The sequence below is a fragment of the Paracandidimonas lactea genome (assembly GCF_021653995.1).
In the GTDB taxonomy this organism is placed as follows: domain Bacteria; phylum Pseudomonadota; class Gammaproteobacteria; order Burkholderiales; family Burkholderiaceae_B; genus Allopusillimonas; species Allopusillimonas lactea.
The window spans coordinates 376,730-389,989 of sequence record NZ_JAJJOZ010000001.1; the positions used below are offsets into that span (position 1 = coordinate 376,730).

Here is a 13,260-nt window from a genome sequence, read left to right on the forward strand (position 1 = left end):
GGGATGGGTGGCGGATATTTACGCAGGATATCGATCGGGGAGAAAGGTATCGATGGTGGATATTGCTGCGGCCAGCTACGGCGGTATCGTGGTAGCGCAAGAAAAAAGGCCTGCGGACATTGCTGTCTGCAGGCCTTTCTGGCTTGGTCGGAACGGCGGGATTCGAACTCGCGACCCCTTGCACCCCATGCAAGTGCGCTACCAGGCTGCGCTACGCTCCGTTTTTCTGGTCGGGACGGCGGGATTCGAACTCGCGACCCCTTGCACCCCATGCAAGTGCGCTACCAGGCTGCGCTACGCCCCGAAAGAACGAGAGTATATCCGATAAAAAAAAGTTGCACAAATGACATGCGCGCCCTGATTACGATGAAATAACCGGGCTGTTATGCCACCGAAAACAGGCTGGTTACGCCATATGCGCATGACCTGTATGGGCCGCCTAGATGTACTTTCGTACGGACAAGGGCGCGGTATGTCAGGGCACATCACGGCAGGTTTTGCAGAACTGTGAAAACGGTTTTGGTCAGGAAGGAAAGGTCTTCGTCAGGCATGGTAAACGATGGCGTCAGGTAGACAGTGCGGCCGAATGGCCGTATCCATGCGCCTGCATCGATAAAGCGCTGGCGCAGTGCATCGCGGTTGGGCTGGCGGGCGAGCTCCACAACACCGATCGCCCCCATCACGCGCACATCCTGCACACCTGGCAGGGCGGCGCATGGCGTCAGGCCGGCACGCAGCGCGGCTTCAATGTCGCGCACTTGGTTCAAGCGCGGTTCGCGCTCGAACAGATCAAGCGACGCATGGGCGGCGGCGCAGGCCAGCGCATTGCCCATATACGTAGGCCCATGCATCAGCGCACGAGCGGGATCATCGGACCAGAACGCCTCGAACACCTTGCCGCCGGCCACCGTGGCGGCCAGCGGCAGCGTGCCGCCAGTAAGCGCCTTGGAAAGCGTGATGATGTCGGGCATGATGCCGGCCTGTTGAAATGCGAACATCGAGCCGGTGCGGCCAAAGCCTGTGAAGATCTCGTCGAAGATCAGTAGTGTGCTGTGGCGGTCGGCAAGGCGGCGCAGGCGCCGCAGCACAACGGGTGGATGCATCAGCATGCCACCCGCGCCTTGTACGAGCGGCTCAATCAGCAGGGCCGCGATCTGGCCTTCATGCTGCGTCAGCAAGGTGTCGAGCGCGGCTTCGCTTTCGTCGTCCACTGGCACAGGCGCAATGATCTGGGCAGGGAAGACACCATCGAAGGCCGTGTGCATGCCGACATCGGGATCGCATACGGCCATGGTGCCGAAGGTGTCGCCATGATAGCCGCCTTTGAAGGCCACCACCTTGCGGCGCAGGGGCTCGCCCAGATTGAACCAATACTGCATGGCCATCTTGAGCGCGACTTCCACACTAACCGATCCGGATTCAGTGAAAAACACGCGGTCCAGGCCAGGCCCCAGCAGCCCCGCCAGCCTTTTTGCCAACGTGAGTGCAGGCTCATGTACCAGCCCGCCAAACATCACATGCGGCATGGTGTCGAGTTGTTCGCGCACTGCTTGCGCAATGTGTGGATGGTTGTAGCCATGGCAGGCTGTCCACCACGATGCAATACCGTCCACCAGCTTGCGCCCATCGGCCAGCTCGATGTGGCAGCCGTGGGTCCGCACGACCGCTGGTGACGGCGCGGCGGTTTTCATTTGCGTGTAGGGTAGCCAGATATGCGGCATGCCTTCGGCCATCCATGATGGCGGCGGCACGTTGGAGTTGTGGCGGGCAGACTGGCTATGGGTGACGGCGGGCGTTGGCATGGTGGGCATGGCGGCGGGAGGGGGCTTCATGATCGTTTTGCTATGATCGCATGATCACGCGGCTTGCGCTGTATTAGCGCGCGGGCATATGCTGCGCGGTCTTGTGTTGTGCCCCGTTCGTGTTTCCGCCCCTTGCTCCATCTGCCCTCGCCAGAATCCCTCCGTATCGCCTTTACCCGATCCCGATGAGCCGCCTCGATTCGCTATGCCTGGATTACCTCGCCGACGCTGCGCGGCGGAACCGTTTGCGTGTGCTGCGCACACGCGATCCGGCGGGCCCGGGGCGGGTGACCGACGGCGGCCGTGTCATGCTCAATTTTTCCAGCAATGACTACCTCGGCTTGTCGCAGCATCCTGCTGTAGTGGATCGATCGCGCGAATGGGCGGCGCGTTTTGGTGCGGGCGCGCAGGCCTCGCGGCTGGTGTGCGGCAGCTTCAGTGCGCACGAACAGGTCGAGCGCAAGCTCGCGCGAGCCAAAGGCACAGAAGCCGCATTATTGCTGGCATCCGGATGGCAGGCCAATGCGGCTGTACTGCCGGCATTGTTGCAGCTTGCCGCACGGGAGCCTGGCACGCTGCAGGTCTATACCGACAAACTCAATCACGCCAGCCTGCACCATGGCTGTACTGCCGCGGGGGTGCGCCAGGTTCGTTTTCGCCACAACGACCTTGATCACCTCGAAACCCTGCTGCAGAGCAGGGCGGGCGATCCGGGGCGGCGCTTCATCGTGACCGAAAGCGTGTTCAGTATGGACGGCGATCGCTGCGACATCGCACGCCTGGCCGATATTGCGCGGCGCCATGACGCCTTCGTCTACCTAGACGAAGCGCATGCGACCGGTGTGCTGGGGCCGCATGGCATGGGCCTGGCAGGTCTGGTTCCGGGCGGCATCGATCTGGCCATGGGTACGTTCAGCAAGGCTGCGGGCGCTTTTGGCGCCTATGTGGCGGGCTCCCGCGCATTGTGCGATTACCTGGTCAACGCCTGTGGCGGCGTTATCTACACGACCGCACTGCCGCCGGCGGTGCTGGGCGCCATCGACGCCGCACTCGACCTTATCCCCGCAATGGGTGCCGAGCGCGCGCGGCTGGCAACGCATGGCGATACACTGCGTGCCGCATTGCGAGCGGCGGGCATGCAGTGCGGTCTATCCAGCACACAGATCGTGCCTGCCATGGTAGGCGATGAGCGCGTTGCGCTGGACATGGCCGCAGACATCGCGGCGCAGGGCATGCTGCTTACCGCGATCCGGCCACCGACGGTGCCGCATGGCACCAGTAGGCTGCGCGTCGCATTGAGCGCGGCTCATACAGAAGAAGATATTCATACACTGGCGCAGGCATTGGCTGCGGCGTGGGCGCGGCGGGCCGGTACTGCGCGGGAGACAGATACTGATGATATGCATTGATGCAATGTCTGGCGCTGCGACCGGCGCGTGGGCGGGGGTCGCCTCTGGCGGCCGCCCCACGCTGGTGTTCGTGCATGGTTGGTCGTTCGACCCCGCGTTCTGGGCGCCGTTGCGGGCCGCGTTGCACGCCTGGCCGCAGCATACGCTGGATCTAGGCTATTACGGCGGAGAAGCCGCGTCCGCGATGCTTCCCGAGGGGCCGTTGGTCATCGTCGGCCATTCGTTCGGCTTCATGCATGCACTCGATGCGTTTGCAGGTCTGGACGCGCGCACGGCTGCGTGGATATCAATCAATGGTTTCGCGCGGTTTTCCGCTGGCGAAGGCTTTCCCCAAGGGGTGGCTGCGCGGGTGGTGCAACGCATGTTGGCGCGGCTGCCACAGGCGCCGGATGCGGTCGTTGCGGATTTCCGCCAGCGCTGCGGTGCGCACACCGATCAACGGCCCTTGCGGCTCGAGACGCTGCAGCGTGATCTCTCCGCCATGCTGAGCGGCGACGCGCGCAGCCGCTTGGCCCGGCGGCATGTACCGCTGCTGGCGCTTGCAGGCGACGCCGACCCGATCGTGCCGGCGGCCATGACGGCGGCCCAATTTTCCCCGCACCATATTCGCTGGCGCGCTGGGGGCGGGCATCTGTTGCCCTGTACCGATGCTCAATGGTGCGCGGATCACATCCAGATGTTCCTGGCGAAGCTGGCCGGCGGCGATACGGCGCGCCGGGCGCGTATCGGCCGGGCCTTTGGCGCTGCTGCGGATACTTACGCAGGGCATGCCGCAGTACAGTCCATTGTTGCAGACGACCTGATGCGCCGTATTGCGGCACTCGATTTACCCGTGCGGCCGCGCATCCTGGAGATCGGCTGCGGCACCGGCAATCTGACGCGCAAACTGGCGGCGCATTTTACTGATGCGGAGTGGATCATCACCGATTTGGCGCCGGCCATGGTGCAAGCGACGCGCGACACCGTAAGCTTGGGGGGGCGGGCCCGTTTTCTGGTGATGGACGGTGAGTTTCCCAGCCTCCTGCTGGGCACCGAGGCGGACGCCGAGCAAGGTTTTGATCTCATCTGCTCCAGCATGGCCGTGCAATGGTTCGATGATCTCAATGGCGGCCTGAGGCGGCTCGCCGCACTGCTGCGCCCCGGAGGATGCCTCTGCGTGTCCACGCTGGCGGGCGGCACCTTTGAAGAGTGGGGCGTCGCGCATGTCGAAGAGGGCTTGATCGCCGGCACACCCGCATATCCGGCCGCAGAGGATATCGGCGCCGGCCTGGGTCTGTGCGGCAGGGTCGACGTGCAGCGCGTGGTGCATGCGTGTGGCAGCGGGCGCGCCTTTGCGCGGGGCCTGAAGGCGATTGGAGCGGGGACGCCAGCCGCGTCGGCCATACCGTTGAGTCCGCCGCAGTTGCGCCGCGTATGCGCCCGCTTCGATGCGCAGGGTGCCCGGGTAACCTACAACGTAGCCTATGGCCTATGGCGCAAAGCGCGCCTGCCGCGCGGCGTATTCGTCACAGGCACGGACACCGATGTGGGCAAGACGCTGGTCTCGGCGATCTTGGCCAAGGCGTGGCAGGCTGATTACTGGAAGCCTTTCCAGACAGGCGTAGCCGAACTACCGGCTGATACGGATACGGTCGCAGCACTGCTGGGGGCGCCGGGCGCCGGCGAGCGTGCACATGTGCTGCACCCGCCCGCTTATATATTGCAGGCCGCCTTGTCGCCGCTGGCGGCGGCGCAATGCGAGAACGTAGAGATCCGTGCCAACGCCCTGCGCCTGCCCGACACCGCAGCGCCGCTGGTAGTGGAAGGTGCGGGCGGCCTGTATGTGCCAGTGGACGAAACGACCATGATGATAGACCTGGCCGAATCGTTGGCCCTGCCGGTGGTTCTGGTGGCACGCAGCACCCTAGGCACCATCAACCATACGCTACTGAGCCTGCGTGCGCTTCGGGCGCGAGGCATACTGGTGCTGGGGGTGGTAATGAGCGGGCCGCCTTCGTCGGGCAACGCCGATGCCATCGGCAGATTCGGCGGCGTACCCGTGATCGCACAGATCCCGCACATGGATAGGCTGGACGCTGATGCTGTTGCCGCTGCGGCGGCTGCCATCCCTGCGCTGGAGGCCTTGATGACAGGTAGCTGCAGGCCGGGCCAGCAAGGCCCGGACGATATGCGCGGCGCGGCCTGATTGGTAGGCATACACGGGGCGGCCTGCGCGGGGTGATCCGAGCGGGGGGCGGTGCCGAGCATGCGCGTCGGGTGCCCGTTGAGTTTGGCCCGCCCGGGGCGCTAGCCCACCTGGAATTCTGCTTCGGGGTAGCGGATGCGGCTGCGGCGTTGCGTGGCTATGCTGTATACCAGTGTCAGCGGGCCTATCCGGCCTGCGAACATCAGCACTGCTACGATTATCTGCCCCGGTGCCGAAAGCGTTGGCGTCAGGTCGCGGCTCAGGCCGGTTGTGCTGAGCGCGGAGATTACCTCGAACAGGATGCTGAGGAAGGGGGCTTTTTCTATCATAGTAAGCACCAGCACGCCCACGAATGCCATGGCAGCGGTAACCAGCAGCAGCGCCAGGGATTTCTGCACGGTTTCGGAAGAGATCGAACGACCCAGCAGAACCACTTCTTTGCGGTGCGTAATATAGGAGCGCACGGCGGCAAGCAATACGATGAACGTACCAACCTTGATGCCGCTTGCTGTGCTCAACGAGCCACCGCCGATAAACATCAGCAGCATCATCACCAGGGTCGAGCTGTCGTGCATCTTGCCGATGTCGATGGAGAAAAAACCGGCCGTGCGTGAGGCTACGGACTGGAACCAGGCGCCCAACGCCTGTTCGTGCCAGGGCAGCATCCCCAGCGTGTCGGGGTTGCCGGCCTCCAGCGCCCAAAAGATCACGAAGCCGGTAAGATTCAGCGCCAGTGTGCCGAAAATCATGATTTTGGTGTAAGGCATCAGCGGCGCCCACGCACGCTTGGCATTTATATCGCTCAGCACAGAGAAGCCGATGCCGCCGAGAATGATTGCGCCTGAAATGGTTAGCAGGGTAAGCGGGCTCGCGGAGAACAGGGCCAGGCTGCCGGGAAACAAAGAGATGCCCGAGTTATTAAAGGCGGTGATAGCGTGAAACATCCCCAGGAATAATGAGGTTCCCAGGGTATGCTCAGTACGCCACGCCATGGTCAAGATCACCATGATGATTAGCTCGATCACAATGGTGATGCGCAGCACGGATAAGGCCGTGCGGTTGATCTTGCCGACATTGGTCTGGTTGAACGCCTCGAGCGCCAGAGCTTGATGGGTGAGGCTCATGCGCTTACCCAGGGTGATCGACGCCAGCACCGCAAATGTGACAAAGCCGATGCCGCCGGCCTGTACCAGCAGCATGAGAACGACCTGCCCGAAACGAGTCAAGTCGGTGCTGGTATCGATGACAGCCAGTCCCGTGACCGTGACTGCCGACGTGGCCATGAAAAAGGCCGAAAGTATGCTGATGGGTTTGACCGTGGCGGCCGGGAGCGACAGCAACAGCGTGCCGAGGGCGATCAGGGCGAGAAAGCCGGCCGCAAGCACGGCCGGCGGGCTGGCCCGCAGGGTGCCCGTGCGGCGAAAGCGTGCATAAGAATGGAAATGCGCCAGCGGATCCCAGTTTCGCATAGGCTCAGACCAGCTTGGGCGCAATCATTTTCAGTGCTGCCAGCTGGCCGAGCAGGATAAGTGAATCCTTGGCCTGCAGGGCAAAGCCAGCCGGCGGATGCGGGGTGACCCGTGTCTTGCGCTTGACGGCCAGCACGTGCACATCTTCCGCCACGTCTTTGAGCACTGCGTTCAGGGTCATGCCGTCCAGGCGTTCGCTGACGTCGATTTCGACCACGAATTCGCCATTGCCCAGCGAGATGTAATCGTTGACCATTGGGTAACTGAGTGTCTGTGCGACCCGTATGCCCATTTCTTCTTCAGGGTGAATGATGCGATCCACCCCCAGCTTGCCTAGAATCAAATGCTGCGCATGCGAAGAGGCCTTGACCCAGATGGTAGCGATGCCCAGTGTCTTAAGGTGCACCACGCACACCAGGCTGGCCTGCACGTCTTCGCCGATGGCGACCAGCACAACGTCGTAGTGCTCGAGGCCCAGTTCTTCAAGTGCGGCACGATCGGTAACATCGGCAATGACGGCGCGGGTAAGCTGGTCTGCGTGTTTGTCTACCAGCTTTGGGTTGGCATCGACACCCAGTACGGAGTGCCCCATTTTCATGAGTTCGAGCGAGGCGGCAGCGCCGAAGCGGCCCAGGCCGATTACTGCAAATTGCCCCATCCCGCTTCCTCCGCGCATTGTGCCGCTGAATCTAATCCGATACGATAGTCGATTGGCATTGTTACTAAAAATCTGGTAAAAACCCTTATGGACATTTGATTGTGGCGCAAAAAGAACTATAAGGCGCCATTTACAGGCCAGTCGGTAGTCAAGGCTGACCCTCGCTTAACGGCCGCAGATTTGATTATGACGAATTTATTCGACCCTATCCAATTGGGGTCTCTGGCGCTGGAAAATCGGATAGTCATGGCGCCCATGACACGCAACCGTGCGTCGGAGGGCCGCATACCCAACGACATCATGCGGCAATACTATTGCCAACGCGCGTCGGCCGGCCTTATTGTTTCCGAAGCCACGTCAATTTCGCCCCAAGGTGTGGGGTATCCCCATACGCCGGGCATTTGGTGCAGCGCCCAAGTCGAAGGCTGGAAGCGCGTTACCCAAGCAGTGCATGCCAAGGGCGGCAAAATTATGCTTCAGCTCTGGCACGTCGGCCGTGTCTCGGATCCCGAATATCTCAATGGCGAAATCCCCGTAGCGCCGAGCGCTATCGCGTGCGAAGGCAATGTCAGCCTGCTGCGCCCGCAGCGGCCTTATGTGGTGCCGCGCGCATTGCATGCCTGGGAAATCGCCCGCGTTGTCGCTGATTTCGCCGAAGCGGCGCGCAAGGCCAAAGAGGCCGGCTTCGATGGCGTCGAGATCCATGGCGCCAACGGCTATCTTATCGACCAGTTTTTGCACGATGGCAGCAATACGCGTGCAGACGAATACGGCGGCTCGATCGGCAATCGCGCCCGCCTGCTGCTCGAGGTCGTGGACGCCTGCGTCGGTATCTGGGGCGCCGGCCGGGTGGGCGTGCATCTGTCGCCCAGGGGTACGGTGCACGGCATGCATGATTCCAATCCCCAGGCGCTCTTCGCGTATGTCGCCCAGGCCTTGGGCGAGCGCCGCCTCGCGTTTCTGTTCTTGCGCGAGCCGCGCCACGCGGAAAGTCTCAGCCCTGAAATCAAGCGTTTGTTCCGGGGCCCGGTGATTGTAAACGAAGCCTATGACAGCAAACTGGCCGCGCGCTCGCTCATTGAAGGCCACGCCGATGCAGTGGCTTTTGGCAAGCCGTTCATTTCCAACCCTGATCTCGTACAGCGCCTGCGCAGGGGTGCGCCGCTGGCACCCTGGGACACATCCACCTTTTACAGCAGCGGTGTCAAGGGTTATACCGATTATCCCGTCCTTGCGGCCGACGATACGCTTTTCGCCGAAGAAAAAACTTCACCGCAAAGCGCGATGACGTGCTAATTTTTCAAGCTGTCAGGGTTGCGCTGGGAGGCCTTGAAGGGCCGTCCGCGTAAGCGCCACACTATCTTGCCCGGCCTGCGCGCCGTATGCCATTTTCCGCCAGGCCATCACGAATGAAAACGGAGGCGATGGTGAAAGCACTTGTTTCCGCCATGGCGGTTGCACTGTTGGCCGGATGTGCCGGTGGTATCAAATCCGGCGATGATTCTCCCTCCATTACTTACGTCGTGCCGCGCAGCTATCAAATCGTGTACTTGCGCGTGCAGAATCAAGCTGGCGAGTGTTTGCGCGCCAAGAATCAATATGATGTCTATGCCAGCGTGGATGGCGATAGGCAGAAAGGCTCGGTTGTCGTGAAGGGCATGCTGGGCACGCTGGAGGTGGCGCGCACCGATATCGAGGCCATCGACAAGAACCATACACGCGTCAGGCATACGGTGTGGGGCCGTGCGCCCTGGGACGGAGAGGCGCTGCAAGCCATGCGGCAGTCGGTCCTGATGGATACGTCGGTGTGCTCGGCGTATCGGTAGTAGTGGGTGGCCGGTAGCGGCTGCTTGTGCAGGCATGCAAGGCGTGGCGAGGCCGCCTTGGCGGCCCGGTTGGGCGCACTGGCAAGGCCGCCAGGCCCATGGCCCTGGCGGCATGCGTCTGCGCGGGGGCGGCTGTTGAGCCTGGCCCGCTGTCGGCGGTCAGCCGTTGAGCTTCGCCTTTACCTGCCCTGATATGGCCGACATATCCGCCCGCCCGGCCAATGCCTGCTTTACCTGGGCCATTACTTTACCCATGGCGGCGCCGCCCGTCAGGCCTTGAGCCTGTACCTGCGCAATGGCGTCGGTAATGGTGGCGTCGATTTCTTCTTGTGTGGCAGCTTCGGGAAGGAACTCCTGCAACACGGCCAGCTCGGCTTTTTCCTGGTCGGCGCTTTCGGTGCGGCCGGCTTGCTCGAAGGCGGCAATGGATTCGCGCCGCTGCTTGACCTGCTTTTCGATGATGGCCGTGATGTCGTCGTCAGACAGCGTTTTTTGGCTGTCAATTTCTTTCTGCTTGATGGCGGCTTGCAGGAGGCGCAGGGTGCCCAGACGGGCCGTGTCGCGGGCGCGCATAGCGGCTTTGACGGCGTCGGAAATATGCTGTGCGAGCAGGTTGCTCATGATGACATCCTTTATGGTGAAGCGAATATTTTAAGACATGGTTCGGGTGGCCTGGTCCGTGTTCTCAATGGAAGTCGCGGCTGCGCGTAGGCAGGCCGTCCAGCAAAGGGGAAAGATCAACCAGCCGGGACGCCAGCAGGTGGCAGACGCCCGACTGCTTTTGCCAGACACCATATACGCCCATCAGCCGAGTGTGCATCAGTTCGCCGCGCTGACGCTCGGCCAGATGCGCATGCACGATCACATTCACATTGCCGCTTTCGTCTTCCAGAGTAACGAAGACGACGCCTTTGGCGGTGCCGGGTCGCTGGCGGCCTGTGACGATCCCGCAGGCGCGCGCCAGGCGCCTGTCGGGGTAGCTGCCTGCCAGGGTAGCGGCGTCAAGAAAGCCGCGTTCCCGCAAGGCCGGGCGCAACAGGGCGACAGGATGGCGCCCCAGCGTCAGACGCAGCGACTGGTAGTCGGCAAGGATCTCTTCGGCTTCGACAGGAGCGGGCAGGGCGGGCATTACGGGTTCCGTAATCGGTGCGCCATGCAGCAGGCCTTTGAGTGCGGGGCCGGCGGCTTGCCAGCGGGCTTGGCGGCGATGGCCGGCGAGGGCTTGCAGGGCGTTGGCGGCGGCCAGGGCATCCAGGTCGTGGCGGCTCAACGCTGCGCGCAGACTCAAGTCGTGCACGTTGTCGAACGCGCGTTCGCAGCGAGCCGCTTCGATGCGCCGGCCGGCCGCTTCGGACAGCGCCTTGATCCGGCTCAGGCCCAGGCGCACGGCAGGCCGGGCGGCAGTCGTCGGCGCAAAGCCGGGCATCCTGGCTGATGCTGTCTCCGGCGTCGCGTCGGACGCCGTGGCTGACACCAACGCCTCATGCGGCGTGTGCAATGCGCAGGATGCGAGAGTGCTGTCCCACATACTGTGGGCGATGTCCACCGGCAGCACCTGTACGCCGTGCCGCCGTGCATCCTGCACCAGTTGGCTGGCAGAGTAAAACCCCATGGGCTGAGAGTTGAGCAGGGCAGCCAGAAAGGCTTCCGGCTCGTGCCGCTTGAGCCAGGCGCTTACATAAGCCAGTTTGGCAAAGCTGGCCGCATGGCTTTCCGGAAATCCATACTCGCCAAAGCCTTCGAGCTGGCGGTAAAGCGCCTCGGCGAAATCCTTGTGGCAACCGTTGGCTAACAAGCCCTGTACCAGGCGATCATGGAATTTGCCCACGCCACCCTTGCGCCGCCAGGCAGCCATGGATCGACGCAACTGATCCGCCTCATCGGCGCTGAAGCCCGCTGCATCCATGGCGATCTGCATGGCTTGCTCCTGAAATATGGGCACACCCAGCGTGCGGCGCAGCACGGCTTCGATGGCAGGCGTCGGGCTGATTGCGGGCTCCTCGCCATTGCGCCGCCGCAGGTAGGGGTGCACCATGCCGCCCTGGATCGGCCCAGGGCGCACGATGGCCACCTGGATGACCAAATCGTAGAACTCGCGCGGCCGGATGCGGGGCAGCATGCTCATCTGGGCGCGCGATTCGATCTGGAACACACCGACAGTGTCGGCGTTGGCAATCATCTCGAAGGTGGCTGTGTCGTCGCCGGGGATGTCCTGCATCCGCAGCGGCTGGCCGCGCCGCGCACTGGCCAGTGCCAGGCAGCGGCGCAAAGCCGACAGCATGCCCAGCGACAGCACGTCCACCTTGAGCAGGCCCATGGCGTCCAAGTCGTCCTTGTCCCATTGCACGACACTGCGATCGGGCATGGCGGCATTCTCGATCGGCACCAGGCGGCAAAGCTTGTCGCGTGCAATCACGAACCCGCCTGGGTGCTGAGACAAATGGCGCGGAAACCCTAGCAGCGCCTCGGCCAACTGCGCCCACATGCCTGCCAGCCGGCTGTCGCGGTCCAGGCCGTGTTCGGCCAGCCGGTCCAGCAGGCCGGTTTTGCCGTCCCAGTAATGAAAAGACTTGGCGATGCGATCGATTAGGTTCGCATCCAGCCCCAGCGCCTTGCCGGTGTCACGCAATACGCTGCGGATGCGATAGCTGCTGACCACCGCGGTCAGGGCGGCACGGTCACGCCCATACTTGCCGTAGATGTATTGGATGATTTCTTCGCGCCGCTGATGCTCGAAATCCACATCGATATCGGGTGGCTCTTTGCGAGCATGGCTGATAAAGCGTGCGAACAGCGTGTTGCCGCTTTCCGGATCGACCTCGGTGATGTGCAAACAGTAGCACACTGCGGAATTCGCGGCTGAGCCTCGACCCTGGCACAGTATGCCGCGCGAACGCGCGAATTGAACAATGTCATAGACGGTGAGAAAGTAAGGCTCATAGGCCAGACTGGCAATAATGGCCAATTCGCTTTCGATCTGGCTGCGCACCTTGGCGCTGATGCCGCCTGGGTAGCGCAGTTTCGCGCCCGCGTAGGTTTCCTGGCGCAGATAAGCGGCCGGTGTCATGCCGTCGGGTACGATTTCGCGCGGATACTGGTAGCGTATGTCTTTTAGGTCAAAGGTGCAGCGCTCGCTGATAGCCAGTGTCTGGGCCAGTGCGCGAGCAGGATAGAGATTGGCCAGGCGCACCCGGCTGCGCAGGTGGTGCTCGGCATTGGGCTTGAGTGCATAGCCACATTGCGCCACCGGCCGCTTCAGACGTATGGCGGCCAACACATCGTGCAGGGGTTGGCGTGAACGCGCATGCATTTCGGCCTGCCCCAGCGCAACGACTTCCAGGGCGTGATTGGCAGCGGCTTTTTCCAGTGTGGCCTGGTGACGGGCATCGGCGTGGCCATGATGCAGGGCAAGGCCCAGCCACAGGCGCGCAGGAAATACGGACTTGAGCCGGGCGAGCTGTTCATCCAGCAACGGCGGCGCGATGTCATGCGCAGGACGCAGGATGGCCAGGCAATCCGGCAGTTGGCGCAGGTGTGCATAGCCTGCGGGCGGCTCGGCAATGTCGTGCAGGCCTAAGGTATAGCAGCCTTTCCCGCTGCGTCGCCGCGCCAGGGTGATGAGTTCGGACAGGTCACCATAGCCGTTGGTATTGCAGGCCAGAATGATCACATGCATGCCGTCGAGTTCGAAGCGGCTGCCCACGATGAGCTTGATGCCTTGTTGTTCGGCTTCAGTGTAGGCGCGCACGACCCCGGCCAGCGAGCACTCATCGCACAGCGCCAGCGCCTGGTAGCCAAGCCTGGCCGCTTGTTCGACGAGTTGTGCGGGGCAGGAGGCGCCGCGCAGAAAAGAAAAATTGGACAGGCAATCCAGCTCGGCATAGCCGGACAGTGCGGTAGTGTGCATGGCA

9 protein-coding genes and 2 tRNA genes are annotated in these 13,260 nt (G+C 62.7%); 4 read left to right on the plus strand and 7 right to left on the minus strand.

Going from position 1 to position 13,260, the window contains the following annotated elements; all coding sequences use genetic code 11:
* Nucleotides 1–144: 144 nt before the first annotated feature.
* From LOL23_RS01785 to LOL23_RS01795, 3 genes are all read right to left on the minus strand, one after another.
* A tRNA-Pro gene (locus LOL23_RS01785) sits at nucleotides 145–221 on the minus strand.
* A 6-nt stretch (nucleotides 222–227) separates the two neighbouring features.
* Nucleotides 228–304 (minus strand) — tRNA-Pro (locus LOL23_RS01790).
* A 181-nt stretch (nucleotides 305–485) separates the two neighbouring features.
* Entirely contained in the window at nucleotides 486–1,802 is a 1,317-nt protein-coding gene (locus LOL23_RS01795; RefSeq protein WP_237173181.1) for an adenosylmethionine--8-amino-7-oxononanoate transaminase, read from the minus strand.
* Between the two features lie 185 nt (nucleotides 1,803–1,987).
* On the opposite strand from LOL23_RS01795, the gene LOL23_RS01800 reads away from it, so the two are divergent.
* Together LOL23_RS01800 and bioD are read left to right on the plus strand one after the other, a co-directional pair.
* Complete coding sequence (locus LOL23_RS01800; RefSeq protein WP_237173083.1) at nucleotides 1,988–3,211, plus strand: aminotransferase class I/II-fold pyridoxal phosphate-dependent enzyme; 1,224 nt, start codon at nucleotides 1,988–1,990, stop codon at nucleotides 3,209–3,211.
* A 676-nt stretch (nucleotides 3,212–3,887) separates the two neighbouring features.
* Nucleotides 3,888–5,396, plus strand: coding sequence for a dethiobiotin synthase (bioD, locus tag LOL23_RS01805; protein WP_160976942.1), 1,509 nt, complete (start codon nucleotides 3,888–3,890; stop codon nucleotides 5,394–5,396).
* A gap of 101 nt (nucleotides 5,397–5,497) precedes the next feature.
* On the opposite strand, the gene LOL23_RS01810 is transcribed toward bioD, so the two are convergent.
* Together LOL23_RS01810 and LOL23_RS01815 are read right to left on the minus strand one after the other, a co-directional pair.
* Nucleotides 5,498–6,865 carry a TrkH family potassium uptake protein gene (locus LOL23_RS01810; RefSeq protein WP_160976377.1) on the minus strand — a complete coding sequence of 456 codons (1,368 nt, stop codon included), beginning with the start codon at nucleotides 6,863–6,865 and terminating at the stop codon, nucleotides 5,498–5,500.
* 4 nt (nucleotides 6,866–6,869) lie between these two features.
* Complete coding sequence (locus LOL23_RS01815) at nucleotides 6,870–7,523, minus strand: potassium channel family protein (protein ID WP_160976379.1); 654 nt, start codon at nucleotides 7,521–7,523, stop codon at nucleotides 6,870–6,872.
* 186 nt (nucleotides 7,524–7,709) lie between these two features.
* On the opposite strand from LOL23_RS01815, the gene LOL23_RS01820 reads away from it, so the two are divergent.
* Together LOL23_RS01820 and LOL23_RS01825 are read left to right on the plus strand one after the other, a co-directional pair.
* A complete protein-coding gene (locus LOL23_RS01820) occupies nucleotides 7,710–8,819 on the plus strand; it encodes an alkene reductase (protein WP_160976381.1) in 1,110 nt (369 codons plus the stop codon).
* A 128-nt stretch (nucleotides 8,820–8,947) separates the two neighbouring features.
* Nucleotides 8,948–9,349 carry a BPTD_2524 family lipoprotein gene (locus LOL23_RS01825; RefSeq protein WP_237173084.1) on the plus strand — a complete coding sequence of 134 codons (402 nt, stop codon included), beginning with the start codon at nucleotides 8,948–8,950 and terminating at the stop codon, nucleotides 9,347–9,349.
* Between the two features lie 159 nt (nucleotides 9,350–9,508).
* On the opposite strand, the gene LOL23_RS01830 is transcribed toward LOL23_RS01825, so the two are convergent.
* Nucleotides 9,509–9,970, minus strand: a complete 462-nt coding sequence (locus LOL23_RS01830; protein ID WP_160976385.1) for a GatB/YqeY domain-containing protein — start codon at nucleotides 9,968–9,970, stop codon at nucleotides 9,509–9,511.
* A 64-nt stretch (nucleotides 9,971–10,034) separates the two neighbouring features.
* Nucleotides 10,035–13,256: an error-prone DNA polymerase gene (locus LOL23_RS01835; RefSeq protein ID WP_237173085.1), complete on the minus strand. Its 3,222-nt coding sequence runs from the start codon at nucleotides 13,254–13,256 to the stop codon at nucleotides 10,035–10,037.
* Nucleotides 13,257–13,260: the final 4 nt, after the last annotated feature.